The organism is Paraburkholderia aromaticivorans (assembly GCF_012689525.1).
In the GTDB taxonomy this organism is placed as follows: Bacteria; Pseudomonadota; Gammaproteobacteria; order Burkholderiales; family Burkholderiaceae; genus Paraburkholderia; species Paraburkholderia aromaticivorans_A.
The window spans coordinates 1,845,322-1,869,111 of the sequence record NZ_CP051514.1; the positions used below are offsets into that span (position 1 = coordinate 1,845,322).

Annotated in this window: 21 protein-coding genes; 7 read left to right on the forward strand and 14 right to left on the reverse strand. The window is 59.9% G+C overall.

The annotated features are described in order from the left end of the window. Nucleotides 1-94: 94 nt before the first annotated feature. From HF916_RS08675 to HF916_RS08715, 9 genes are all read right to left on the reverse strand, one after another. Entirely contained in the window at nt 95-1,090 is a 996-nt protein-coding gene (locus HF916_RS08675; RefSeq protein WP_168788519.1) for a LysR family transcriptional regulator, read from the reverse strand. Between the two features lie 261 nt (nt 1,091-1,351). Beyond that, on the reverse strand, nt 1,352-2,533 hold the full coding sequence (locus HF916_RS08680) for an ABC transporter substrate-binding protein (RefSeq protein ID WP_168788520.1): 1,182 nt from the start codon (nt 2,531-2,533) through the stop codon (nt 1,352-1,354). 157 nt (nt 2,534-2,690) lie between these two features. Further along, a complete protein-coding gene (locus HF916_RS08685) occupies nt 2,691-3,425 on the reverse strand; it encodes an ABC transporter ATP-binding protein (protein ID WP_168788521.1) in 735 nt (244 codons plus the stop codon). Continuing rightward, on the reverse strand, nt 3,418-4,167 hold the full coding sequence (locus HF916_RS08690) for an ABC transporter ATP-binding protein (RefSeq protein ID WP_431311396.1): 750 nt from the start codon (nt 4,165-4,167) through the stop codon (nt 3,418-3,420). Before HF916_RS08690 ends, HF916_RS08685 begins: the two co-directional genes overlap by 8 nt. 17 nt (nt 4,168-4,184) lie before the next feature. Next, on the reverse strand, nt 4,185-5,195 hold the full coding sequence (locus HF916_RS08695; RefSeq protein WP_168788523.1) for a branched-chain amino acid ABC transporter permease: 1,011 nt from the start codon (nt 5,193-5,195) through the stop codon (nt 4,185-4,187). 3 nt (nt 5,196-5,198) lie between these two features. Beyond that, on the reverse strand, nt 5,199-6,080 hold the full coding sequence (locus HF916_RS08700) for a branched-chain amino acid ABC transporter permease (RefSeq protein WP_168788524.1): 882 nt from the start codon (nt 6,078-6,080) through the stop codon (nt 5,199-5,201). A gap of 42 nt (nt 6,081-6,122) precedes the next feature. Then, nucleotides 6,123-7,379, reverse strand: a complete 1,257-nt coding sequence (locus HF916_RS08705) for a CaiB/BaiF CoA transferase family protein (RefSeq protein ID WP_168788525.1) — start codon at nt 7,377-7,379, stop codon at nt 6,123-6,125. A gap of 44 nt (nt 7,380-7,423) precedes the next feature. Further along, a complete protein-coding gene (locus HF916_RS08710; protein ID WP_168788526.1) occupies nt 7,424-8,581 on the reverse strand; it encodes a CaiB/BaiF CoA transferase family protein in 1,158 nt (385 codons plus the stop codon). Nucleotides 8,582-8,650: 69 nt separating this feature from the next. Further along, nucleotides 8,651-9,640, reverse strand: coding sequence for an SDR family NAD(P)-dependent oxidoreductase (locus HF916_RS08715; RefSeq protein ID WP_206001716.1), 990 nt, complete (start codon nt 9,638-9,640; stop codon nt 8,651-8,653). A gap of 156 nt (nt 9,641-9,796) precedes the next feature. Here HF916_RS08715 and HF916_RS08720 point away from each other — a divergent pair, with 156 nt between their 5' ends. Both HF916_RS08720 and HF916_RS08725 read left to right on the forward strand, forming a co-directional pair. Then, nucleotides 9,797-10,885, forward strand: a complete 1,089-nt coding sequence (locus tag HF916_RS08720) for an NAD(P)H-dependent flavin oxidoreductase (RefSeq protein WP_168788527.1) — start codon at nt 9,797-9,799, stop codon at nt 10,883-10,885. A 2-nt stretch (nt 10,886-10,887) separates the two neighbouring features. Further along, entirely contained in the window at nt 10,888-12,171 is a 1,284-nt protein-coding gene (locus HF916_RS08725) for an acetyl-CoA hydrolase/transferase family protein (protein ID WP_168788528.1), read from the forward strand. A 21-nt stretch (nt 12,172-12,192) separates the two neighbouring features. Here the strand turns inward: HF916_RS08725 and HF916_RS08730 are convergent, their stop codons facing one another. After that, nucleotides 12,193-13,152 carry an AraC family transcriptional regulator gene (locus tag HF916_RS08730; RefSeq protein ID WP_168788529.1) on the reverse strand — a complete coding sequence of 320 codons (960 nt, stop codon included), beginning with the start codon at nt 13,150-13,152 and terminating at the stop codon, nt 12,193-12,195. 173 nt (nt 13,153-13,325) lie between these two features. Here HF916_RS08730 and HF916_RS08735 point away from each other — a divergent pair, with 173 nt between their 5' ends. From HF916_RS08735 to HF916_RS51995, 5 genes are all read left to right on the forward strand, one after another. Beyond that, nucleotides 13,326-14,240, forward strand: coding sequence for an alpha/beta hydrolase (locus tag HF916_RS08735; RefSeq protein ID WP_168788530.1), 915 nt, complete (start codon nt 13,326-13,328; stop codon nt 14,238-14,240). Nucleotides 14,241-14,506: 266 nt separating this feature from the next. Beyond that, the gene (locus tag HF916_RS08740; RefSeq protein WP_206001717.1) at nt 14,507-15,772 is read left to right on the forward strand and encodes an acetyl-CoA hydrolase/transferase family protein; all 1,266 of its coding nucleotides are present in this window, start codon (nt 14,507-14,509) and stop codon (nt 15,770-15,772) included. Nucleotides 15,773-15,815: 43 nt separating this feature from the next. Beyond that, nucleotides 15,816-16,943 (forward strand): CaiB/BaiF CoA transferase family protein, encoded by a 1,128-nt coding sequence (locus tag HF916_RS08745; RefSeq protein WP_168788532.1) that lies wholly within the window; start codon nt 15,816-15,818, stop codon nt 16,941-16,943. Nucleotides 16,944-17,179: 236 nt separating this feature from the next. Then, nucleotides 17,180-18,190, forward strand: a complete 1,011-nt coding sequence (locus tag HF916_RS08750; protein ID WP_168788533.1) for a LysR family transcriptional regulator — start codon at nt 17,180-17,182, stop codon at nt 18,188-18,190. A 586-nt stretch (nt 18,191-18,776) separates the two neighbouring features. Further along, nucleotides 18,777-19,184: a hypothetical protein gene (locus HF916_RS51995; protein WP_431311369.1), complete on the forward strand. Its 408-nt coding sequence runs from the start codon at nt 18,777-18,779 to the stop codon at nt 19,182-19,184. 139 nt (nt 19,185-19,323) lie between these two features. On the opposite strand, the gene HF916_RS08760 is transcribed toward HF916_RS51995, so the two are convergent. The 4 genes from HF916_RS08760 to HF916_RS08775 all read right to left on the reverse strand — a co-directional run bounded on the left by HF916_RS08760 (nt 19,324) and on the right by HF916_RS08775 (nt 23,722). Next, entirely contained in the window at nt 19,324-19,746 is a 423-nt protein-coding gene (locus HF916_RS08760; protein WP_168788534.1) for a PaaI family thioesterase, read from the reverse strand. A 306-nt stretch (nt 19,747-20,052) separates the two neighbouring features. Then, on the reverse strand, nt 20,053-21,069 hold the full coding sequence (locus tag HF916_RS08765; RefSeq protein ID WP_168788535.1) for an aldo/keto reductase: 1,017 nt from the start codon (nt 21,067-21,069) through the stop codon (nt 20,053-20,055). Between the two features lie 58 nt (nt 21,070-21,127). After that, on the reverse strand, nt 21,128-22,375 hold the full coding sequence (locus tag HF916_RS08770) for an ABC transporter substrate-binding protein (RefSeq protein WP_168788536.1): 1,248 nt from the start codon (nt 22,373-22,375) through the stop codon (nt 21,128-21,130). Between the two features lie 102 nt (nt 22,376-22,477). Beyond that, the gene (locus HF916_RS08775) at nt 22,478-23,722 is read right to left on the reverse strand and encodes a DUF1479 domain-containing protein (protein ID WP_168788537.1); all 1,245 of its coding nucleotides are present in this window, start codon (nt 23,720-23,722) and stop codon (nt 22,478-22,480) included. Nucleotides 23,723-23,790: the final 68 nt, after the last annotated feature.

Consider the following 23,790-nt stretch of genomic DNA (forward strand, 5'->3'; position numbering starts at 1 on the left):
CATCTTCCATTGAAGCCAGTCTGTGATCCGGACAGGAAAGTCGCTTTAAATTGGCTAGCGACGCGCGGTGGAATGCGCAGCGTTGACGCGGCGGCTAAACCGACCGTGACAAATTATCCTGCTGCGTGCGTGCGTCAGTTGTGAGGTGTGATTCGTCGCTCCCAAGCGGTTGCGGCCGCTCAGTGAGTTGTTTGATCAATGCTGTGGTCGCGCTCGACAAGGCCTTCCCGCGTTGCGTGCCGATATGAATGCTCCGATGGGCCCACGGCTCTGCCAATGCCACAGTCGATAGCCGCTCGTAATCCTCGAGCGACAGCATGCACTCAGGCTGAATCGTCACGCCGAGTCCCTCCTGAACCAGACTGCGTGCCGCCTCGACGCTATTCACGTTGTATTTCGGGTGGAGTTCCCGTCCTGCGAGCGCCGCCGCTTTGTGCAACTCGGTCATTAATGTGGTATTGGGTGCGATGCCGATAATGTCCTCCTGCATCAGGTCGACCAGTGTGACGCTCGCGCGCTCGCTCAACGGATGACCGAGCGGCACTACCGCCACAAGATCGTCGGTGCGGTACTCGACGCTGTCGATCGCCTCGTTCGCGAGATTTGCAGTGGCGACGAACACCCCTACGTCGATGTCGCCCGAGGCGACCGCACGCATCACCTTCGCGTTGACGTCTTCGTGCAATTCGACCTGCACCATGGGGAAATCCCGCGTGAATTCGGCAATTTCGCGCGCGAGATACTGGATAATGATCGAGCCGGTTGCACCAATGCCCACGTGCCCGGAGACACCGTCTATCAGTTCGCCGATGTCGCGCCGTATCTCGTCGAGACTAGCGAACATGACCCGAACGTGCCGCGCGAGTACCTCGCCTGCCTGGCTCGTCACGACGCCTTTCGGGTTCCGGTCGAAAAGCCGGATGCCCGCTACATCCTCCAGATCCTGGATTCGCTTTGTTGCTGCTGAGGCGGCGATATTCTCCCGAATAGCCGCGCGTCCGATCTGCCGTTCCTCTACAACCGAAAGAAACAGTTTAAGAGTGAAAAGGTCCACCCTTCGGATCAAGCCCTGAATGCTGAGTCCGCTCATCACTCCTCCTTTCCACGTCTGATTTTTTATGCCGCGATACTTGGCTCAGACTAGCGGGCAGGCCGGTGGACGTCAATCGACAGGGACAGGTAACGGCTCTATTTTTGTATGGGAAATACCCTTGCGCGACGGATGTGCGGCCGGTTGACGTCTGGCGGTCTTTCCCCGATTCCATGCCCGCATCGGATTTACCGCCAGAGTGAGTGTGGCATCCTCGGCAAATGTCGGCCGCGTGGCCTTTCATCCGCGCCTTGGGCTCGCTTACGGAGCAATCTGGGCGGGCTGCAGCTTGCGCGTCGCGACTTCCGGCGGAAAGACGACGACCGGTCGCCCACCCTGACGCTGGAAAACCATCATGTCCGTGAAGGCCTGATGCTTCGTTCCGTCGCTGTCTACAAAGTGACCGCGTCCCAATGGCGTCATGACGTCGAGCTTCGCCAACTCGATCGCCACCTTCTCCCGGTTATCTGTTCCGGCATGCTGAAGGGCAATGAGCAACATTGCAGCTGAGACATAGGAACCAACGTCGAGCAAGTCGGGCTCCCTACCGTAGCGTTTGACAAACCGGTCGTTCCATTCACGCGACGACGGAAATAGCTTCGGATATTGAGGGTCCGCCGGCCGATCGATGCCCGGCACATAGGTGGACGGACCGATCCATCCTTCCTGTGCGTCGTTGCCCACCGCCTTCACAAACGTGTCGAACTGCACGGCTCCTGTCGACACACGGTATGGCGCGGCAAACCTGCGCGCATAGATCTGTTTGGTCAAAGTGGAGAGGTCGCCGCCCTGCACCATCGCGACAAGAATGTCCGGATTGGCGCGGCCAAGCTTGGTCAGCACGGGATTGAAATCAGTCGTGCCGACACGAGCCACCTCCGTGCCGATGATCTTGATTCCGGCATCCTGATAGTACTTTTCAATCGCCTCGATATGACCACGACCGAGCTCGTCGTCGGAATAGATGACAACGGCTCTCTTCCCGGGTCCAAGATACTGCCGCAGAGCACCGGCCTCGGCCTTGTGATAGTGATACGAGTACGGAAAGGTATGGAAGAAGTTGGCTTCCGCTCCCACCGCTTCCTGCAACCGAGGTGAGGTACCGCAGAACTCCATCCAGACTGGTTTCGTCTGGCGCCATGCCGGTACCGCCGCGGACACGAGCGGACTCGCGCACGGGCCGATAATGTAATTGACGTGCTCCGAGTTGGTCAGATCGTTGATCGCGGAGATGACGAGTTGCGGCTCCGACTGAACGTCGCGATAGACAAACTTGACGTTACGTCCACCGATCTTAGTGTCGCCGAAGGCGTCCGCGGCCATGTCGATGCCGCGCTTACCCGCTTCACCATAGTTTGCAAGGCGCCCCGTCAATTCCAGCACAACGCCGATCTCGATCGGCGGCTTCGTTTCCTGTGCGGCCGCCAGCGTCGCGCACAGCATGGCAACCGCGCCGAGAAATGCCTGTGTCAGCGGCTTGTGTTTGCCGCCGTGTGTCTGGGTTTCTTTACTCATGTCTCCTCCTGTAGTGGCCCGCCGCGCGCGGCTATGCCAATACCGCTTGGCGCGTGGCCAGGTGTTCGCCCCAAGTAACACGGGGCTAGGTTTCGCATTGCTCCAGAGGCTGCCCGAGATACGACCGGACGACTTCCGGATGCTCCATGGCGCTGTGCGTGTCGCCCTCGAATATCAACTTGCCGAAATTCAGCACGACGACCCGCTGACACAAACTCATGATCACGTGGACAAGATGCTCGATCATGATGATGGTGACGCCTACCGCGTTGACGTCACGCAGCACCCCCACCATTTCGTCGACCTCCGCCCGTGTCAGCCCAGCGAGGACCTCATCGAGCAACAGCAATCGCGGACTTGTAGCAAGGGCTTTAGCGAGTTCGAGCTTCTTCTTTTCGCCGATCGTCAGCGTGCCGGCCTGTTGGTCTCGCTTCTGCCACAGGCCTGTCAGCTTCAGGGGTTGCTCTGCTGCGAGACGCCCTTGGGCGATACCGGTGCCAAGGCCTGAGGAGAACAAAGCTCCGACCGTTACGTTGTCGAGCACGGACATCTCCGCGAACGGGCGCACTACCTGAAACGTCCGACCGATGCGCAAATGACAGATTTCGTACGGCCGCAAACGGTGGACTGGTGTCCCTTCGAACGTGATTTCGCCCGAGCCGGGCCGCAGATACCCGGTGATCAGATTGAGCAACGTCGTCTTGCCAGCGCCGTTAGGGCCGATGACGCCGACAAACTCACCTTGTGCAACCTCAAAACTAACGTCACTGACCGCCGCTAACCCACCGAAGCTCTTTGCCAGTTGGTTGACCTTAAGCATCGCCCTCTCCATTTGAAGCGCGCGAAACCACGCCGGCTGACCGGCCGCCAAGAAACGCCTCGCGTACGATATCGAGCTTGCGCAACTGATCGATTGTGTTCGTATGAACGATCCGCCCCGCCGAGAGAACATAGCCTCGGTCGGCAACGCTGAACGCAGCATGGGCGTTCTGTTCAACGAGCAGGATGCTGACGTTCGATTGAGCAATCTTCCGGATTGCCTCGAACATCAGCAACACGATCTTTGGTGCCAGGCCAAGCGACGGCTCATCGAGCAGCAGCAGTTTCGGACAGGCCATCAGCGCGCGGCCAATGGCGAGCATCTGTTGCTCTCCGCCTGACATGAGACCGGCCGCCTGAGTGCGACGTTCGAAGAGCTTGGGAAACAGCGAGTAGACCTCTTCGAGCTTGCGATTGCGGTTTGGTCGCGCAGTGCGGTTGAAGCCTCCGAGCAGGAGGTTTTCATGAACACTGAGATTCGGAAACACCTTACGGCCTTCGGGCGAGAGGGCAACGCCCTGACTCACCCGTGCGGCAGCGCTGTGTCGCAGCAGGTTGGCACCTTCGAACACGACACTTCCCTTGCAATCGATCAACCCCGTGATTGCCGCCATGGTGGTGGTCTTGCCGGCGCCGTTTGCACCCAGAAGGCAAACGACTTCGCCGGGGTGGACATCGAGCGAGATTCCTTCTATCGCGACCGATCCGTTGTATCCCGCGCTGACGTCGCGGAGCGATAACAGAGCGCAGTCATGCGGCTTCATGATTCTTCTCCCGTGGCATGACCCTGAACGACGCTGGATCGAGAGCGAGCGCCAAGCTTGAGACCGGGCCGCGATAACCGATAACGCCTTCGCACGCCGCTCCATGCACCACATATCCCCTGCGGCATCAGCAGAATGCCGACGACGAGAATGGCGCCGTAGAGCAACTGGCCGAACGCCTCGTTAGAGTTAAAGACAACGCGCGTGGCTTCAGAGATGCCAGTCAGCACCAGCGCCCCCACCACCGGGCCCGCAACGGTATAGAGACCGCCAAGAATGGGGCCAATCTGTGCAACGATGGTCAGGTTCAGGCCAAACGCGATTCGCGGGTCGAGAAAACCGGCGTACCAGGCGCTCAATCCACCGACGCACGACGCGAGCCCACCTGCGATCGCAAGCACTTGCAGGCGATAGCGGCGTGGATTCAGCCCCAGCATCTGCGCTGCACCTTCGCCGCTGCGCATGGCACGGCATGCGTAGTGAAACTTCGAGCGCGAAAGGAACAGAGAGATTGCCGCCGATACTGCTGCCAGCAATGCCGCGTTAACTGACATGACATGAACGCTGTATCGCAACGGCTGTGGCATGTCGAGCCCTTGTGCACCGCCCGTCAATGCCGGCACCATGAGTGCAATCACTCGCAGGCCCTCCGACACGGCCAGGGTCGCGATGGCGAAGAAGAGACCACTCAACCGGCCCGTTGCGATAGCTAGGAACACGCCGAGCAGCGCGCCGCCAACAATCGATAGCGGCAACGCGGCGAGCAGCGAAAACCCGAACGATCGGGCAACGATCACAGCCACATAACCCCCAATCCCGAAGAAGCTGGCATGCGCAAGCGAGATGAGTCCCGCGTTCGCCATCAGATTCCAGCTGATCCCCATCACGATCAATGTGGAGGCGCGGAACAGAAGATCCGCCTGGCTTGGAGTGGCAACATAGGCAGACGCGATCCACAGGACGGAAAGCGCAGCGAGGGATGCTGTTGTGATTGATAGTCGCGTCATGACTCAGGCCTCCACCGCTTGCCCAAGCAATCCGCGAGGACGAAACAACAGGACCAGGAAGAGCAGCGCGAAAGCGACGCCCTCCCCCCAACCCGTTCCATCCGGCACGTAATACGCGAAGAACGTTTCGCCATACGCGAGGATGAAAGCACCCGCAACCGCACCCAGGATGCTTCCCATGCCACCGAGCACGATCACGGCGAAGCCTTTGATGAGCAGGTCGAATCCCATGAAAGGCGCAATCGGAAAGACCGAGCTGATCAACACGCCCGTTGCGACGCCAAGCGCTACGCTCACGCCGAACGTCAATGCGTACATGCGCTCGACCGGGATACCCATCAAGGTTGCCGCCATGCGGTTCTCGGACAATGCGCGGCTCGCACGGCCGAGTTCGCTGTATTTCAGCCAGACAAATAAAAGCGCGACAAGCACCAGAGCGGCCGCGCAGGCAACCAGTCGACCGACGGGAACGAACAGCATGCCGTGCCAGAGTTGCAACGAGGTCAGCGCATAGGGCGGGTTGGTCGAGCGCTGGTCTCCGCTCCATGCAATCAAGGCGACGTTTTGCAGAATCAGCCCGAATCCAAATGTGACCAGAATCTGATTGATATGCGGCGCGTTCACCAGAGACCGGGACAGCACACGAAACAGGCCGAAACCAACAGCGCCGCCGAACAGCATGAGCGGAATTAGCGATACCAGCGGATCGAATCCCCAGAAGTGACTCGCCCAGAAAGCACCGTAGGCGCCCAGCATGAACATCTCCCCCTGGGCGAAGTTGACGAACCGGACCACGCCAAAACCCAGCGCGAGACCGACCGATGCCAGCATGTAAAGACCGCCAAGTAGAAAGCCATCAACGAGGAATTGCGGAATGTCTTGCATGATTGCTGCGTCCTTGATTCGTATCGAGCCTCACAGGCGGCCCTAGATGACGTTCTGCTCCCGCAGACGGGCGATATCGCTATCGTTTCTGCCTAGCCACTGGCTCAGCACGCTGTCGGTGTGCTGGCCGAGTTCGGGTGGCATGTGACAGTCAGCTTCGGGGACGTCGGACATCTTGATCGGATTGCCCGCCACCTTGACGTGCCCCCACACGGGATCGTCGAGTGTCATCAGCATGTTGCGCGCGGCAACGTGCGGGCAATCGAATACGTCGGGAATGTCCTGCACCAACGACGCCGGGACGCTCCCCGCGCGCAGGATGTCGATTGCCTGGGCGCGCGTTAGCGTAGACAGCCACGCATCGATGTAACCATTCAGCGCGATCACGTTGGCCCGCCTCGCCACGCCGTCGACAAAACGGGCGTCGTGCGTCAGTTCCGGCCGGCCAATGGTGTCGCAGAAGCGTTCCCAGATATGCTCCCCGAGCACCGCGATCACGATGAAGCCGTCTTTGGCGCGGTAAGTGCCGAACGGGGCGGTAACCGCGTGCACGCCCGGCTTTGCCTGCTGCTTGAGCGCGGAGTACATGGTGATCGAAATCTCATTGAGTATCAGCGACGCGTCGTACAGCGAGATATCGATCTTCTTGCCTTTGCCCGTTTGCTCGCGTTGATACAGGGCCAGCATCACGCCATACGCGGCAAGAATTCCGCCTTCGATATCGGCGAGCGAGAAACCTAGGTACGTGGGCCGGTCGTCACTACGTTCCGGCCGGTACATGAGGCCGCTTAACGCCTGGCCGATGATGTCGAATGCCGGATAATCGGCATAGGGACTCGGCAGGACGTCGCCGTGTCCGAAGCCTGATATCGCTGCATAGATCAGGCGCGGATTTACCTTCTGTAGAGTGCTATAGCCGAGACCCAGCCGGTCCATGACGTTCGGACGCAGGTTTTCGATTACGACATCGGCATGCAGAACGAGCTCCTTGAAGATCTTCTTGCCTTCTTCGTTCTTCAGGTCCAGCGTGACGCTTTTCTTGTTGCGATTCGAGCGAAGAAACGAAATGCCTCGGTCGTTTCCCTGTTCATCCGATCTGACCGGACTTGTGCTGCGCGAAAAGTCGCCCCCCTCGCGCGATTCTATTTTTACGACTTCAGCGCCGGCGTCCGCAAGCCACATCGAAGCGAACGGCCCGGCAAGAAAATTCTCAACAGCTAGGACTCGCACACCGGCGAGCGGTCTCGACTGGGAACGCTCCACGTCCAACACAGCAGCGTTCGGGACTTGTTGGTTCATTACGGCTCCAGTATCACTTCTCGTGAGGTTGGTCTGCTGTGTCGTCACATGATTGCTTCGGCGGTTCGCAACGCGGCCAGCTCACTGGCCGACAGTCCCCAGTCGGTGAGCGCTTCGTCGGTGTGCTCTCCGACTGCGGCGGGACCTCGCTGAATCGTAGCTTTGGTGCGACTGAAGCGTGGCGCCGGCGCTGGCTGGACAACGCCGTCGACTTCGACGAACGTCCCGCGCGCGCGGTTATGCGGATGAAGCGGCGCCTCAGCGAGTGACAACACCGGAGAAAGACAGGTTTCAGCACCCTCGGCAAGCGCACACCATTCGTCCCGCGTGCGCTGCCTGAATACCTCCGCGAAGCGGTTATGCAGTGTCGGCCAGCCATCTCGATCGTGCTGGCCGGGCAGCGTTTCACCGTCCAGACCCAGCAGTTCCAGCGTCACTTTGTAGAAGCGAGGTTCGTTGGAAGCGAGTGCGATGTACCGACCGTCCTTTGTCTCGTAGACGTTGTACCAGGGCGCGCCGGAATCCAGACGGTTCGTACCGCGCTCATCGGTCCACGCGCCAGCCGCGCGCATGCCGTAGATCAGTGTCATCAACGAGGAGGCGCCGTCGACCATGGCAGCATCGACCACCTGACCCTTGCCCGACTGTCTCGCTTCGAGGATCGCGCAGACAATGCCGAAGGCGAGATAGAGTCCGCCGCCGCCGAAATCGCCAACGAGGTTCAGCGGCGGAACCGGCGGCCCATTCCTGGTTCCGATCGAGTGCAGCGCGCCGGTTAGCGCGATGTAGTTGAGGTCGTGACCGGGTGCTTGCGAAAGTGGGCCCTCCTGCCCCCAGCCAGTCATCCGGCCATACACCAGTGCGGGATTCGCGGCGAGACAATCGTCGGGACCGAGGCCGAGCCGTTCGGCAACGCCGGGGCGAAATCCTTCGATGACGGCATCAGCCTGGCCGAGCAGTCGTTTAACGAGCGTGACCGATTCCGGCTTCTTCAGATCCATCGCGACCGAGCGGCGGCCGCGGTTCAGCAGATTGAAGCGATCGTCCATCGGTACACCGCTGTCGGACGCAACGATCCGGTCGATGCGCAAGACTTCAGCGCCCATATCGGACAGAATCATCGAGCCAAAGGGTCCTGGTCCGATACCGCCGAGTTCTACCACCTTGACCCCTGCGAGCGGGCCCGTTTTGTCTTTTTCCACATCTGTCTCCCATACAACCGATCCGGACGTCTGGATGCGCCCGTGAGAAATAATTCGCTTCGGGCAGCTTCACCAGCCGCCGAAGGACAAGCCACCGTTGACGCTGACAGTCTGCCCGGTGACCTGCGAGCTCTGGTCCGATGCGAGGAAAACGGCGACGCGCGCAACCTCTTCGGCGGTCGGCGCCCGTCCAGATGGGAAGCGCTCCAGTGCCTTTGAGAAAAGTCCCGTCTGGAAAGTCTTCTCTCCAAAGATCCGATCCCACGACGGCGTGTCGGACGTCAGCGTCAACGACACGCTGTTGACGCGGATCTGCCAGCGAGAGAATTCCTTCGCCAAGGTCTTGGTCATCAGAATGACCCCCGCACCGAACGCACCGACCACCGATTCGCCTGGCGTTGCGTGACGACCGGCATCGGTGCCGACCATGACGACCGAGCCACCGCGCACCCGCAAATAAGGCAATGCGGCGTGAACAGGGAAGATCCGGGCAAAGAAGCGCGAATTGAACGCGGACACCAGTTCCGACCCGCTCATGTCAGCGAAAGGCATCGGCCGCACCGCGCCCTGCGCGCCGGAACTCACGACCACGTCGATACCGCCATTGATTGCCGCGGCGGCGCTTGCCACTTTCAAGGTGGCTTCATAGTCGGTGGTGTCGCCGATCACAAAGCTCACCCGGTCAGAGACTTTCTTGAGTTCGGCAACGGCCTTCTCGCCTTTTTCCTCGGAGCGGCTATTAATCACCACGATGGCGCCGTTGGCCGCGAGCTTTTCAGCCACGCGCAACCCGAGCCCGCCAGATGCACCGGTAATGAGGGCGACCTTGTTTTCAAAATCCGCGTATTGCACTTCCGTCTCCTTGAATGTGTTCTGAACGGTGCGTCGATCTTCGGCACCTCTTGATCCGCCGTGGCTGCGCTGCCTTCCAACTCTTGTCGCCGCGTTTGTAGAGATCGTATGAGGCGCGAGTTCGAACTTCAATTTGTAAGTGCCGAACGCCATGATTCGTTTTTCACGAATTCGGACGATCGGGACGAGATCGCCCGCGGAGCCCATAAAACTAGATCCGTCTCATTCGTCGAACGCGAAACCCGAGGTTCGCCAGTTGCAAGTTGAATCCGCCTGCCCTCGTCCATAGCATTCATCCATGCACTCTCGCGATCGCCCTTCATCGCGGGAGCAGCGACGCCTATTTCCCAAGGAGACACGCAAATGAATACATTGAAGACACCGATCTGCGACTTGCTCAACATCGAATACCCCATTCTTCAGGCCGGCATGGGTGGCGTCGCATTCGGCCCCCTGGCCGCGGCGGTTTCCAAGGCCGGTGGACTCGGAACCATCGCCGCGATTTCCCCGACTCCGGAACGGGTCGAGCAGGAGATCATCCTGGCCCGCAGCCTGACCGACAAACCGATCTGTGTAGATATCGGTTTCCCGTTGCGCGCACCAAAAGAGAAATCCGACATCGAGCTTCCGGAATTGCCCGGCCCGCTCAAGCAACTCCATCAGGAAATCGAGGCACTCGGCGTCGAGATCAAGTCGGCCGACGACCAGGCCATGAGCATCGAAGATGCCAGGACGAAGCTGGAGATCTGTTTCAGGCACGGCGTGGAGGTGATTGCCTGCGCCCTCGGCACGCCAAAGTGGGTGGTTGAGGCATGCCACGCGCGTGGCGTGAAGGTCATCAGCATCGTCGGCCGTGCGTCACATGCCCAGACTGCGATCCGCAATGGCACCGACATCGTGGTCGTCCAAGGAACGGAAGGCGGCGGTCACACCGGCGATATCGGTCTCATCACCCTGCTTGCGGAAGTGCTGGAGTTCTCGACAGTGCCGGTGGTCGCCGCCGGCGGTATCGTCAACGGATCGCAGATCGCGGGTGTCCTGACCCAGGGCGCGCAAGGTGTCTGGGTCGGCACGCGCTTCATCGGCAGTCAGGAGTCGAGCGTCGGGCCCAATTACAAACAGTCGCTGGTCGAGGCTGAAAACGACAGCACGATACGTTCGCTGCTGTTCGATGGCCTCTATGTGCGTCAACTGCAAAATCGCTTCACTGAAGTTTGGGAAGGTCATGAGGCTGAGCTCCAGCCGTATCCCATTCAGCGCATCGTAATCGCACCGTCGCGCTTCGCGGCCGCCGCAGCCGACCTGAAAGATCACCAGGCCTTACCCGCTGGACAGGGCTCCGGCCTGATCCGCGACTTGCCGCCCGCTGGCGAGTTGTTGCACCGGCTGGTCGACGAAACCGTCGAGGCACTCCGCAAAGCCCAGCAACGCATCCAGCTCAAGGTCGCCTGATCATGCTCGTTCTCGATCATCCGGACGAGCTCGACCTGCCAGCACTGCTGCGGCCGCAGGACGCCATTGTGTGCAGCCAGGGACTGGCCGAACCGGTTTCCCTGACGACGCGGCTAGTTCAGCAAAGAGCCACGTTCGGGCCGGTCCAGCTGTTCCTCGGCCCGACATTCTCCGACACGTTCCGCCCCGAACACGGCGATGCGATCGCCTTCCGGAGCTATTGCGGCACGGGCCGGAACGCGGCGCTCAAGTCGGCCGGCGTGCTGGACATCGTCCCATCGCACTACTCTGAACTCCCAGGCCTTTTTGCCACGGGCGCGCTGCCGTGCGACGTGGCACTGTTGACGGCCTCGGAGCCCGATGCGCAGGGCCGCTTCAACCTCGGCCTGACCCGCGACTATGTGATCGAGGCAGCGCGCCGTGCGCGGCTCGTCATCGTCGAGGTCAGCAGTCGTGTTCCGTGGGTATTTGGGGCAGAACTGCCGTCCGACATCCAGCCGGACATTGTGGTGCGTACCGACCGTGAACCATTGTCGCTTGTGTCGAAGAGCAGCGGCGCGGCGAGCGAGGTCGAGCGCGCCATTGCAGCGCGAGTCAGCCAACTGATCCCCGACGGCGCGGCGCTGGAGCTTGGCATCGGCGTACTGCCCGATCTCGTTTTGCAGGCGCTGCGCGGCCACCGCGATCTCGGCATTCATTCGGGGGTGATCGGCGACGGCGTCGTCGAACTGATGGAGGCGGGCGTGATCAACAACACGCGCAAGCTCGTCGACACAGGTACGACGGTCGCGGGGCTACTTATGGGCAGCCGGCGCCTGCTCGACTTCGCACATCGCAACCCCTGCATTCGACTTGCGCCGGCATCGCACACACACGACCCGGGTGTGTTGCGGGCAATCCCTAACTTCGTCGCGCTCAACGGCGCTATCGAAGTGGACCTGACAGGCCAGGTCAACGCGGAAAGCCTCAACGGCAGCTATATCGGCACGGTCGGCGGCCAGCTCGATTTCGTTCGGGGCGCTAACGGGTCACCTGGTGGGCGCTCAATCATGCTGCTGCCTTCGACCGCCCGCAATGGCACGCTCAGCCGTATTGTTCCCCGTATGCCCGACAACGTCGTGACCACGCCGCGCAGCGATGCGGACGTCATCGTGACCGAATGGGGTGCAGCAGAATTGCGCGGCAAGAGTCTGCGAGAGCGTGTGGCGGCCATGATTGCAATCGCGCACCCGCACTTCCGCGACGCGCTCAGGCACTCGGACGAAACGCTCGAGGCATTGAGCTAACAGCGACGCGGTCATCATGCTTTAGCTTGTCACGTAGACAGACGTACTCTCCGAAGGCAAGAGCGCAGCATGGCTGTTCGCATGCTCGACTTCCTTGATCGGAGTGCGGCCGAATAGACGCTTGAAATCCCGGCTGAACTGCGACGGACTTTCATAGCCGACTTCAGCGGACGCTGCCGCGGCGCCGATGCCGTTGTGAAGCATCAGCAAGCGCGCTTTCTGAAGACGCGTAGTCTTCAGATACTGCAATGGCGACGTCGCCGTGACGGCCTTGAACTTTGCATGAAAGCCGGCAACGCTCATGTGCGCTTCGTCCGCCAGCATCCCCACGCTCAGATTGCTGGAAAAATTGACATGGATACGCCGCAGCGCGTGGGCGATCTGGCCGAAATCGCTGCGACGCACCAACGCTGCGCGCAACACGTTACCCTGCTCCCCCGTCAGTACCCGGTAACAGATTTCACGGACGATCGAGGGGCCAAGGACCTCCGCGTCAACGGCACTGCACAACGATTTGAGTAGACGCGTGACAGCATCGCTCATTTCATCAGACAAGGCGGTGGCGAAGATGCTGGTCGGCGCAGCACTAGGGCGTCCGTATCGTGTGTCGAGCAACTCCAGCAGATCCACGAGGACGTCGATATCGACGCGCACGCAAACGGCGAACATCGGGGCGTCCTCGCTTGCCTGGGTCTCACATTCGAGCGGCAGCGGCACGGACAATACCAGGTACTGGTTAGGGTCATAGGTGTAGACGCGTTCACCGACATAAGCACGTTTGCGGCCCTGGCAGATGAAAACGATACTGGGCTCGTACATGATCGGCGTTCGTGCGATCGACCGGTTCGCGCGCACGAATTTGACGGAATCCAGACGCGACTGCGTCGAACCCTCGTTGGGAGCAAGCGTGGCCAATAAATCGAGCATCCCCAATGGGGAGCAACCGTTCGCACTGGCGGCGTCATGCTGGCAATCGGTCATTACGGCGTTTGCTCCAGATATTAAAGAGCCAGAATTCTTTCATATTGGTTCCGTCTCGTCTGCAGACTTGTAGAAACAGGCAAGATTCTTCGAGATTTCATCATTCGCTTTTGAGCCCTCGACTTCTAACATTGATTCACCGGCGCCTCGCCGATTTCACTAAAGGATGACCGATGAAAACGATCGTCACGTTTACCAGTAACGGTCTGAAAATTGCAGGCCATCTCTATTTTCCAGACGATTACAAGGACGGCGAAAAACGGCCCGCAGTCGTGACGAGCCATCCGTTCGGCGGCGTGAAGGAGCAGACAGCCGGACTCTATGCGCAGAAGCTTGCCAACAAGGGCTTCGTGACGCTGGCGTTCGACGCCTCCTATCAGGGCGAAAGCGGAGGAGAGCCGCGCTACCTGGAAGATCCCTTCACGCGCGCCGAAGACATCAAGTCGGCGGTAACGTTTCTCACCACGCGCCCCGAAGTAGACGCCGAGCGTATTGGGGCACTGGGTATCTGCGCCTCAGGCGGCTACGTGCCCTATACGGCGCAAACCGAACGGCGCATCAAGGCCGTTGCCGCGGTGAGCGGAGCCGACATGGGCGCGCTGTTCCGCGAAGGACTCGGCGGCGGAGGCAGCACAGCGGCGCTGCAGGCCATGCTGGAGCAGTCGGGTAAAGCGCGCACTGCAGAGGCAAAGGGCGAACCGGCCCACCTCGAACACGTCGTGCCCAACACGCCTGCGGAAATCACCAAGGAGACGCCGACCCTGTATGCCGAAGGCACCGACTATTACCGCACGCCGCGAGCACAGCACCCCAATTCGCCGAACTGGTTTGTGTTCAGGAGTGTCGACCGGATCGCCGCCTATTCGTCCTACGACCGTGTCGATCTGATTTCGCCGCACCCGTTGCTGATGATTGCCGGCACGAACGCCGACACGCGCTATTTCAGTGAACTGGCAATCGAAAAGGCGCAGGAACCCAAAGAGCTGTTCCTGATCGAGGGTGCATCGCATATCGACCTGTACGACAAGGAAGAATATGTCGGGCCGGCGGTGGAAAAGCTCGATAGCTTCTTCAAACAGTATCTGTGAGCGCAGAGCGGCGCAAGCGCGTCGCGATCGCGCAATGGCCTCGGGGCGCGTGTCAGGGTCGCCCCTTTCGCCTCCCCCTGACCGCGTTTCCATAGCCCACGGGCTGATTCAATTTTTAACTCGCGAAGCGACGCTTCTCGACACACAAATTGAACGCATGTGGACCTCTCCCTAGTATCTGAAGTACACGATCCGCTTCCCGGTGCGGGAGCGATGCGCTTCGGCCACTGGAGGAGAAAACAATGATTGTTTGCAGCAGCGTCGACATGCTGGACCTATCGGCCTTGATTCGCGCAGGCGACGCCGTCGTCTGTAGCCAGGGACTGGCTGAACCCGTCACACTGACGCGGGCACTGGTCGCGCAACGGAAATCGATTGGTCCGATCAGTCTTTTCATCGGGCCGACGTACAGCGACAGTTTCGATTCCGGGCATGGCGATTCAATCGCGTTTACGAGCTATTGCGGCACCGCCTGTAACGCACCGCTTCAGGCCGCCGGGGCGCTCGACGTCGTGCCCGCGCACTACTCCGATCTGCCGCGTCTTTTCGCACAAGGCATCTTTCCGGCTGACGTCGTCCTCCTGACGCTGAGCGAACCCGACGAACACGGCCGCTTCAACCTGGGACTGGTCAACGATTACGTCGTCGACGCGGCGCGGCGTGCGCGGGTCGTCATCGCCGAAATCAGTGATCGCCTGCCGTGGGTCCACGGCGCCGAATTGCCCGCCGACATCCAGCCACACGTCGTCGTGCACACGTCTCGCGATCCCATCTACCTGCCGCGCAAACAACCCGGCGATGCCAGCAAGCAAGATCGCGCCATTGCACAATTAGTCGCATCGCTGATCCCGGACGGAGCAACGCTCGAGCTTGGGATCGGGACTTTGCCCGATCTGGTACTGCATGCGTTGCATGGCCATCGCGATATCGGAATCCACTCCGGCGTGTTGGGCGACGGCGTCGCGGACGTGATGGAGCTCGGCGTGATCAACAACGCTCGCAAGACAAACTTTCGCGGCGTTAGCGTTGCGGGGTTACTCATGGGCAGCCGGCGGCTTCTCGACTTTGCGCACCGGAATAGCAGCGTCTTCCTCGCTGCTCCGAGCGAAACTCACGATATCGGTGTACTGCGCGCGATCCCGCATTTCATTGCTATCAACGGCGCAATCGAGATCGACCTGACCGGTCAGGTGAACGCCGAGAGCCTGGACGGCAAATACGTTGGCGCGGTGGGCGGCCAGGTCGACTTCGTGCGAGGCGCTAACAGCTCGCCCACTGGCCGCTCGATCATGCTGCTGCCGTCCACTGCTCGCAATGGTACGGTCAGCCGCATCGTTTTCCGCCTGCTGGACGCAGTCGTCACGACCCCGCGCAGCGACGTCGACATTGTCGTTACCGAATGGGGCATCGCCGAACTGCGCGGAAAGAGTTTGAGAGAACGCGCCGCCGCTCTTACCGCGATTGCCCATCCTGACTTCCGTGAACAACTCGAGCGGCAAGTTCACGAAACGGACGCGTTGCACGCGACCTGACTCAGAACTCTCAATTCAAAGATAACTACGTGGAGACAATGCTATGGCAAGCGTTCTGCAGGGCGTCAAAGTCGTCGATCAGGGCACGTTCATCACGGGTCCCGCCGCCGGCATGCTGCTCGGCGATCTTGGCGCTGACGTCATCAAGGTCGAGCAACCAGGCAGTGGTGATCCGTTTCGAGCCTTCAAGGGCGGGCTGTACAGCCCACACTTTCAGGCGTGCAATCGAAACAAACGAAGCGTCACGCTCGATACGAAACTTCCGGCCGACCTGGAGAAGTTCGATGCGCTGATTCGCGATGCGGACGTGTACATCCAGAACTTCCGGCCGGGCGTGGCCGAGCGGCTCAACGCGGGCGCCGAGCGCCTGCAGGCAATCAATCCACGCCTGATCTATTGCTCGATCAGCGGCTTCGGGCCAACCGGACCGTCAGCGCAGCGGCCCGCCTACGACGGTGTAGCGCAAGCCGCAAGCGGATTGCTCAGCCTGCTGATCACCCCTGAGAATCCGCGCGTAGTCGGCCCCGCACTTGCCGATTCCCTGACCGCGTTCTACGCGACGTATGGAATACTCGGCGCGCTTTACGAGCGCGAACGAACCGCCCACGGCCGCAAAGTCGAACTATCGATGCTTGAAGCCATGACTCACTTCAACCTTGATGCCTTCACCCACTTCTACCAGGCGGGCGAAATCGTTGGACCCTACACCCGACCGAGCGTGTCGCAAACCTACGCACTCCAATGCGCCGACGGTAAATGGATCGCGTTGCATATGTCGTCGCCGGAAAAGTTTTGGGTCGGTCTTGCGAATGTGATCGAGCGTCCCACGCTGCTGCAGGACCCTCGTTTCGACAGCCGCGAAGGACGCATCGCCAATCAGGCTATTCTTGCCGACGTGCTGGCCGATGTCTTCGTCCGATTCGACCGCGCCGAATGGTGCACACGCCTTGAAAAGGCGGATGTGCCACATTCACCCATGTACGACGCAAGCGACGCACTCGAAGATCCTCAGGCGAAGCATCTGGAGCTGCTGATCAAGGCGCAACACAAAACGATGGGCGAGTTCCGTACGGTACGTTGCCCGGTTAGCTTCGACGGAGAGCGCTCGACTCACGTTCGTCCCCCGCCCGTACTGGGCGAACACAATACGGAGATACTTGAGTGGCCCTGACAAACGGCGTGAAATATGAGCGGCACATTGTGCGTCGAGAACACAATGTGTCGCTCTTTCGCATCCCGCTTGCACTTCTCGCATAGCGCCCTTTGGTACCGCGACATTCGACGATTCGCTCACGTGCTGGTCCGAGGTGCCTCCAGCGCGTATACCCTCCGTTGACCATGAATACGGGAACGTGTTAGCTTTTTGAGCTAACGACAAAAATAATAAAAAGTCATCCAGGAGGCGCGATGAACGGGCTCAGCATTCACAATCTGGTGAGGAAAGTCGATCTCTTCACGTTGAAGCTCTTTCTCACCGCGATCGAAGAAGGTCAAATCGGGCGAGCTGCGGTTCGCGAGCACATCGCACCATCAGCCGCTACCAAGCGCATCCAGGATCTGGAAGATCTCGCCGGGCTCAAACTATTGGACCGCAGTCCGAAAGGCGTCGTGCCAAGCGCGGCGGGCAAGGTATTTGCGCGCCACATCCGGATGATGCTCGGCAATCTCGACGACATGCGCCGCGAAATCGGCGAATTTACCGAAGGTATCCGCGGCCATGTCGCCATCTGTGCCCCACGTCTGATGATCACCGGATTTCTGGGCAACGAGATCGGCGAATTCACGCGGCGCTTCCCGTTGGTCAACGTCGAGGTGCTGGAAGATAGCAACGCGAATGCGGTGCGGGCGGTCGCCGCGGGCGACGTCGATCTGTCTGTGTTCGTTGCAAACAACGAATTGCCCTACGACACACTCGACATTGTCGAATATCGGCCCGACCGACTGGTCGCCGTGCTGCCGCCGAGTCATCCGTTGAGCAGCCGCGGTAGTCTGGCGCTCGACGAACTGCTCGATCTCGACTTCGTGGCGCACCACACAACCGTCATCACGGGCATTCAGCGGGCAGCGCTTGGCATTGGCCGGGAACTTCACGTGAAATACAGCGTGAATACGGTTGAATCCGCACGCAGTCTCGTTAGGGCACGCCTAGGCATTACCGTGCAACCAGGATGCATGTTATCCGCGGAAGACCATGCAGAGCTCGCTACGGTGCCGCTCGCCGGCGATTGGGCGAAGCTCAGTCATTGCATCGGCACGCTGCGCGGCCGTTCGTTGACAGCCGCCGCAAAAGCGATGATCGAACAATTAATGCAGCATGCGCCCGTATTGCACAACACGCACACAGCAGAGAATGCCGTGCCGCGGCCCTATTCAGCCGCGGACGTTGAACGCATATCGACGAACCCGCTTCCGCATTGAACCTGTCACACGATGTCCAACCATGGCATCGTACAAAACCGTGTTGAAAGATGGTCGACATTACGACCACGCTGGAGAAACCAGCTCAGATACACGACGCGCATCAATTCGTTGATAAGGTGTGCGTTTGCGTGACCGCTACGGCACGCAACCAGCGCAAGGTGACTGGCAAGGGACCGTTCGCTTGCCGACGCCCGATCCTTCGGCAACAGGAGTGCCTGGTCAACGGTTTATGGCTGCGGGAACTGCCGGACCTGGTTCGCCTGGAAGACACGGATGCTAAAGTTGCAGGAAGCGGGTTGATAACGGCCCGATTATAGCGGCGCGCTTCTACCCCCGTAGCCATCAAGCATTTTGCGCCCTTCCCGCTTGTCCGCCCGTTCTGAACACCCGCAAAACGGCCCGGACTGAGGCTGGATTGCAGCATAGTTAGTTCATTCCTTGCTGACTCAGTAGCCCCCGCTTCTGCAGACGCGGTTCGAAGTTGTCGGGTGGCACATTCCTCTAGACGGTTAGTTGCGTTTTACATTCGTGAAAATGGACCGAAAGGTGAGCCTATACAGGAAGCAACGTTGCTCCTTCTTTGATGCCTGAATCCGACCCGGCCGATTCCCGATCCGGCTATCGGCGATCCGTCAATCGAACCCACTCGTCGATCGACGTGTTGGGGCAGGCCACAAACCTACCTGTGCCAAACGCCTTGGCTGCAATTGCGATCAGCAATCCAGACCCGACCGCGCGGGTTGACTCCGCCTTGAGTATTCCTGTGTGTGACGTTTCATGGCGCGACCTCAAAAACCGCACTGCGGAGTCGTCGACTATCCACACACCAGTGGAGGCTCAAAGGTCGATTGAAAAAGTCTTGGATCGCGCTCATGCGCACGTTACCGAAGGCCGCAATGGACGTGCGACGGTTCCGGACAGCAACCTCAACAGCACGCTGACCACGTCGCAGGAACTCGGCGGTGGAGGTGGCGATGGGGCTCTGATGTGATGGACTTGACCACTACAGACTTCTCCACTTTGGCATATGCCGAACCCCAAAGGGAGGGAGTCGTCCATCACATCAGAGCCTCCGGCCACAGCCCCGAGACGTCGACCAGATGCTAGCGACCGATCATCGAGAACCGGAGCTACCGCCGAACGTTGGCGATCGTCGCCTGCATCAGGGCAACCACTTTGTAGTCGTCGCCAGGTCCAGAGAACGCGCGGACTTCTCCGGTGCAGACCGTGAGGAGCTTTCCTGAACTCTGCACCCGTCCGATGGCCAAGAAGCGCTCGCCGACGGCGGGTCGCAATAGGTTAATTTTGAACTCCGCCGTGACAACCTCGCATTCAAGCGGTGCCTTCGTTAACGCTGCATAGCCGCATGCGGTGTCGACAATGCTTGTGGTCGCCCCCGCGTGCAGGTACCCATGCTGCTGAGAAAGGCCCGTTGAGAAGGGCAACTCGATTTGGACCTCACCTTCGGCTACCAAACCAAGTCGTGCACCGATGGTTGCCATCAGGCCCTGTGCGTTGAAGCTCTCCGCGATTCGTTTATGGATGTCGCTCATCGGTTTCGAGGGGAAGGTGAGTCTCGATAGAATGGGTTTCGGTGCGCGATGCAATCGCGCTTTACCGCCAAGAATCACATGCAGCTGAATTTTGCCACAAGAGTCGACCACCGTTTGTGGCCGTATTACATCAAGGTGCGATGATCCGCGGCTTACCGCCAACAGCAGCTTTCATGACTTTCTCCCTGACGATAAAGCGCGAGGACGACACCGTCCCTCCGCCATGGCGAACCGCGGCGGTGCTGCTCGTGGGTCTGTCGCGAGCCAGGCAGTTCATTACTGCGCGGCAGTGGTCTGAGCCAGACGCTATTGAGGCGTCGGTGCATCCTGGCGGATCAGTTCGCGGCGCTTCAGTTCGGCCCAGAATTCTGGTGGAATATCAGCCCGGAAGGTTTCCAGGTTGTCTTCCAGTTGTGCAACGGTGCGCACGCCCGGAATGTTGGTCGGAATCGCTGGATGGCCGAGGACGAATTGCAGTGCTGCGGCTTTGAGCGGCACCGAGTATTCCCGGCACACCTGCTCCATCTTGCGCACGCGTTCCAGAATGGCTTCCGGTGCCGGCGCATAGTTGTACTTCGCACCGGGCACCGCGCCCGTCGCGAGAATGCCGCTGTTGTAGCCGCCGCCGAGAATGACCGACACCTGCTTCTCTTCGCACATCGGCAGAAAGCCGTCCAGCGCGTCCTGCTCAAGCAGCGTGTAGCGGCCGGCCAGCAGCAGGCAGTCGAAATCCTGCTGGCGAATCGCTTCGTGTGCGACCTGCCATTCGTTGACGCCAAGGCCCACTGCTTTCACCACCCCTTCGTCGCGAAGCTTCAGCAGCGCTTTCGACGCACCGGCCATCGCAGCCTCGAACATCTCGGGCTGACGCTCGCCGTGGGTAAAGACGTCGATGTCATGAATCAGCGCGATATCGATGTGCTCCAGCGCCAGACGCTGCAGACTGTCTTCGATCGAGCGCATCGTGCCGTCGTAGCTGTAGTCGAAAACGGGGTTGAACGGCAGCCCGTCAACCCACGGCTCGAAGTTGATCTCGGCGCGCTTGCGGGGCTTTAGCAAGCGCCCAACCTTGGTCGACAGCACATATTGATCGCGCGGATACCAGCGCAGCCCTTGCCCGCAACGCGCCTCGCTCAGCCCGTGGCCGTACATCGGCGCGGTGTCGAAGTAGCGAACGCCCGCGTCCCACGCTGCCTTGATCAAGGCGCCCGAGTCCTCCTCACTGATCGGTCTGAAGATGTTGCCGATCGGTGCGGCGCCAAAACCCATCACGGTTGTCTCGAGCCCTGAACGCGGCCATTTTCGCTTTGCTACTGGATCCATTTTTATCCCCTTTCACGAGTGAAGTTGCGCGTTTCGCAATGGACTAACACTGAGCCCCTCACTTGACCTTCGCCGCAGCGGCAAGCTTGCGCACGCCCTCTTTCGCATCCTCATTCGAGTTCATGAAATTCGTGACGACGTCAGTAATGGCGCCAGCGGTAACCGAGGACTGAAGCTCGCCGAAGGCCAATGACGGCAGGAATCCACCCGATTTAATCGTGGCCTGCTCATCCGCACGCGATTTCTTGGCACAGCGATCGAACTTGTCCATGGGCACATCGAGCCGTACAGGGATTGAACCCTTGTAGAGACTGAACTGCTGCTGGAAATCAACCGACATGATCGTTTTGGCAAGGGCAAGCTGCCCCGGCGTTGCCTCTTTTTTTCCGTTCTGCTGAAAGAACACGAATGCATCCGCTGTGTACGTGTAAGCGTTCGACGTTCCGGGCGCAGCCGCGCAGATATAGTCGACATCCGCCTTCTTGTTCGCGTTGGCGAACTCCCCTTTCGCCCAGTCGCCCATGAACTGCATGCCGCCCGAACCGGAAATCACCATTGCGGTCGCGAGGTTCCAGTCGCGGCCGTGGTAGCCCTTATCGAAGTAAGTCCGGATCTTCTGGACGGTCTCGAACACCTGCACCATCTGCGGCGAGGTCAACGTTTTCTGGTCGAGATCGACCAGGGCTTTCCGGTAAAAGTCCGCGCCCTGGGAGAGCACGACTGTCTCCCAGATGGTCATGTCCTGCCACGGTTGGCCTCCATGCGCGACGGGTGTGATGCCCGCTGCGCGAAACTTGTCGGCAAGCGCGAAGAACTCCGGCCAGGTCGTGGGGGGCGTCCCACCGACTTTGTCCAGGTCGGCCTTGTTGATCCACAACCAGTTGATTCGGTGTACGGAGAATGGTGCCGCCACATAGTGACCGCCGGCCTTCATCGCACTGTCTATTTGGGCCGGGGTATGCGCTTTCCAGTCGGTGGCGGACTGATCGATCGTCACCAGCGACCCCTGCTCGGCCCAGTCCCGAATCAGCGGCCCCTTGATCTGCGCGGCCGACGGCGCATTGCCCGAGATGACCTGCGTCTTCAGCGCCGTCATGGCCGCCGCGCCGGCTCCTCCCGCGATAGCGAAGTCCTTCCACTCGTAGCCCTGTTTGCTCATATCGTCCTTCAGCACGCGAATCGCTTTCGATTCGCCGCCGGAGGTCCACCAGTGCAGTACCGAAAGCTGTTCTGCCGCACAGGCTACCTGCGTTCCAGCCGTGAACAATGCAACAGCCGTCGCAACCAATGTCAGTGATTGTTTCATCGCAGTCTCCGAATTTTTCGTTATCGATCGAGCGACTCATGTGCGGTCAAAGCGGCCGTGCATGCGTGCCCGTTTTCAGGCGAGTGAGGCCCTTTCGTTGATTTACAGATCGAACCCGAGCTGTGACTTGCCAAGCGGTGTCAGGTCGTCCGCCGTCGCGCGGCCGGTGAAATCGACTTCGAAATGGTCAGTCGGGAAATCAGGCGGGCTCTCACCCCTCAGGAAGCTCGGCAACTGACGCTTCAGGTAAGCGTCGTTTTTGGCGCACGCGGGCGCCGAGGCGATGTACATCACATTGCTGTAGCCCGCCCCCTTATGCTCGTCTTCGACCGCATGGATGACATCGCTGTGCCAGAACACAGTGTCACCCGCTTCCATTTTGGGAATCGACGACAGCGCCTCGTACAATGGCGCATGAAATTCCCGCTTGATCGAGAGCGCCCGTCCGGGCATTGCCCCACATAGGTCGTCCTCGGCGACATCGTCCTGAAGCGCCCGCAGCAGGATATAGACCATTGAATTGGCGATGGGTACGAGTTGCAACGTGCCGTCGCCGGGGCCTTGCGGCGTCAAGGCTGTCCAGCCCTGAAAGGTGCGGAACATCGAACAGACGGCTGGCGACGCGATCTCCTCCACGTCGGGTCGGAAAGCTGCATCGAATGCATCGTAGTCGCGCCAGTTCCCAGCAAACACGTGGCGGTACACCTTGCGAAAATTGCCTTCGATCCAGCGCTCGACCGACCCGCCGTCGCAATGCGCCGACAAGCCGAGCGACTCCGAGCCCGGTGGCCGGCGACGCAGACGGTCGGCATAGACAGGCACATGGTCTGGATCAAAGTGAACGCGTCCGTCACTCTCGTTTCGCCAGAGTTTGTTCATGAACACGCGCGCCGCGGTCAGCGATTCAGACTGACGGGCTAGCACTTGAGGTTTCGACCAATACACGCCATAGATTTGCGGCTTACTGGACGCCAACTGGCCAAAGTATTTGTCCTCGGCACGGTTTTCGAGGCGTTTGTCGAGATGATTGCGCTCGACATAGTTGGCGATGTCATCGTCCCAGCTCTGCACCAGCGCGCGAGGAAATACATTGCGAATCACGCATGCGCCGCGTGTTTTGACAACGGCAATCTGTTCCGCACTAATACGCTTTTCGGTGATGTCGGAAAACTGAATCTCGGGAATGACGTCTTCCCCGCGATCCCGCTGCCCGGCAATTCGCTTCGCCTCCGCACCGATCGCCTCTTCGACTTCCGCGAAGACCTCCCGGTAGTTCGGCAACGCCGCGCGCAATTCCTTTTTTGCCTGCCGGATTGCGCCAGGCAAGTCTTCGATTTTCAGCGCCATGATTGTCTCCGTATGAATTTCGTGTGCCCTAGCATATGACGCGCGTGGGGGACGTGGTGATACTATTC

What these genes read in the sequence shown, in the direction of transcription:
- HF916_RS08750 (WP_168788533.1), top strand. Translation starts at nt 17,180, where the DNA reads ATGAACGGGCTCAGCATTCACAATCTGGTGAGGAAAGTCGATCTCTTC.
- HF916_RS08760 (WP_168788534.1), bottom strand. Translation starts at nt 19,746, where the DNA reads ATGAGCGACATCCATAAACGAATCGCGGAGAGCTTCAACGCACAGGGC.
- HF916_RS08685 (WP_168788521.1), bottom strand. Translation starts at nt 3,425, where the DNA reads ATGCTTAAGGTCAACCAACTGGCAAAGAGCTTCGGTGGGTTAGCGGCG.
- HF916_RS08705 (WP_168788525.1), bottom strand. Translation starts at nt 7,379, where the DNA reads ATGAACCAACAAGTCCCGAACGCTGCTGTGTTGGACGTGGAGCGTTCC.
- HF916_RS08730 (WP_168788529.1), bottom strand. Translation starts at nt 13,152, where the DNA reads ATGACCGATTGCCAGCATGACGCCGCCAGTGCGAACGGTTGCTCCCCA.
- HF916_RS08675 (WP_168788519.1), bottom strand. Translation starts at nt 1,090, where the DNA reads ATGAGCGGACTCAGCATTCAGGGCTTGATCCGAAGGGTGGACCTTTTC.
- HF916_RS51995 (WP_431311369.1), top strand. Translation starts at nt 18,777, where the DNA reads ATGCCTGAATCCGACCCGGCCGATTCCCGATCCGGCTATCGGCGATCC.
- HF916_RS08695 (WP_168788523.1), bottom strand. Translation starts at nt 5,195, where the DNA reads ATGACGCGACTATCAATCACAACAGCATCCCTCGCTGCGCTTTCCGTC.
- HF916_RS08725 (WP_168788528.1), top strand. Translation starts at nt 10,888, where the DNA reads ATGCTCGTTCTCGATCATCCGGACGAGCTCGACCTGCCAGCACTGCTG.
- HF916_RS08715 (WP_206001716.1), bottom strand. Translation starts at nt 9,640, where the DNA reads ATGGGCTCCGCGGGCGATCTCGTCCCGATCGTCCGAATTCGTGAAAAA.
- HF916_RS08735 (WP_168788530.1), top strand. Translation starts at nt 13,326, where the DNA reads ATGAAAACGATCGTCACGTTTACCAGTAACGGTCTGAAAATTGCAGGC.
- HF916_RS08775 (WP_168788537.1), bottom strand. Translation starts at nt 23,722, where the DNA reads ATGGCGCTGAAAATCGAAGACTTGCCTGGCGCAATCCGGCAGGCAAAA.
- HF916_RS08745 (WP_168788532.1), top strand. Translation starts at nt 15,816, where the DNA reads ATGGCAAGCGTTCTGCAGGGCGTCAAAGTCGTCGATCAGGGCACGTTC.
- HF916_RS08765 (WP_168788535.1), bottom strand. Translation starts at nt 21,069, where the DNA reads ATGGATCCAGTAGCAAAGCGAAAATGGCCGCGTTCAGGGCTCGAGACA.
- HF916_RS08680 (WP_168788520.1), bottom strand. Translation starts at nt 2,533, where the DNA reads ATGCTGTGCGCGACGCTGGCGGCCGCACAGGAAACGAAGCCGCCGATC.
- HF916_RS08720 (WP_168788527.1), top strand. Translation starts at nt 9,797, where the DNA reads ATGAATACATTGAAGACACCGATCTGCGACTTGCTCAACATCGAATAC.
- HF916_RS08770 (WP_168788536.1), bottom strand. Translation starts at nt 22,375, where the DNA reads ATGAAACAATCACTGACATTGGTTGCGACGGCTGTTGCATTGTTCACG.
- HF916_RS08700 (WP_168788524.1), bottom strand. Translation starts at nt 6,080, where the DNA reads ATGCAAGACATTCCGCAATTCCTCGTTGATGGCTTTCTACTTGGCGGT.
- HF916_RS08740 (WP_206001717.1), top strand. Translation starts at nt 14,507, where the DNA reads ATGCTGGACCTATCGGCCTTGATTCGCGCAGGCGACGCCGTCGTCTGT.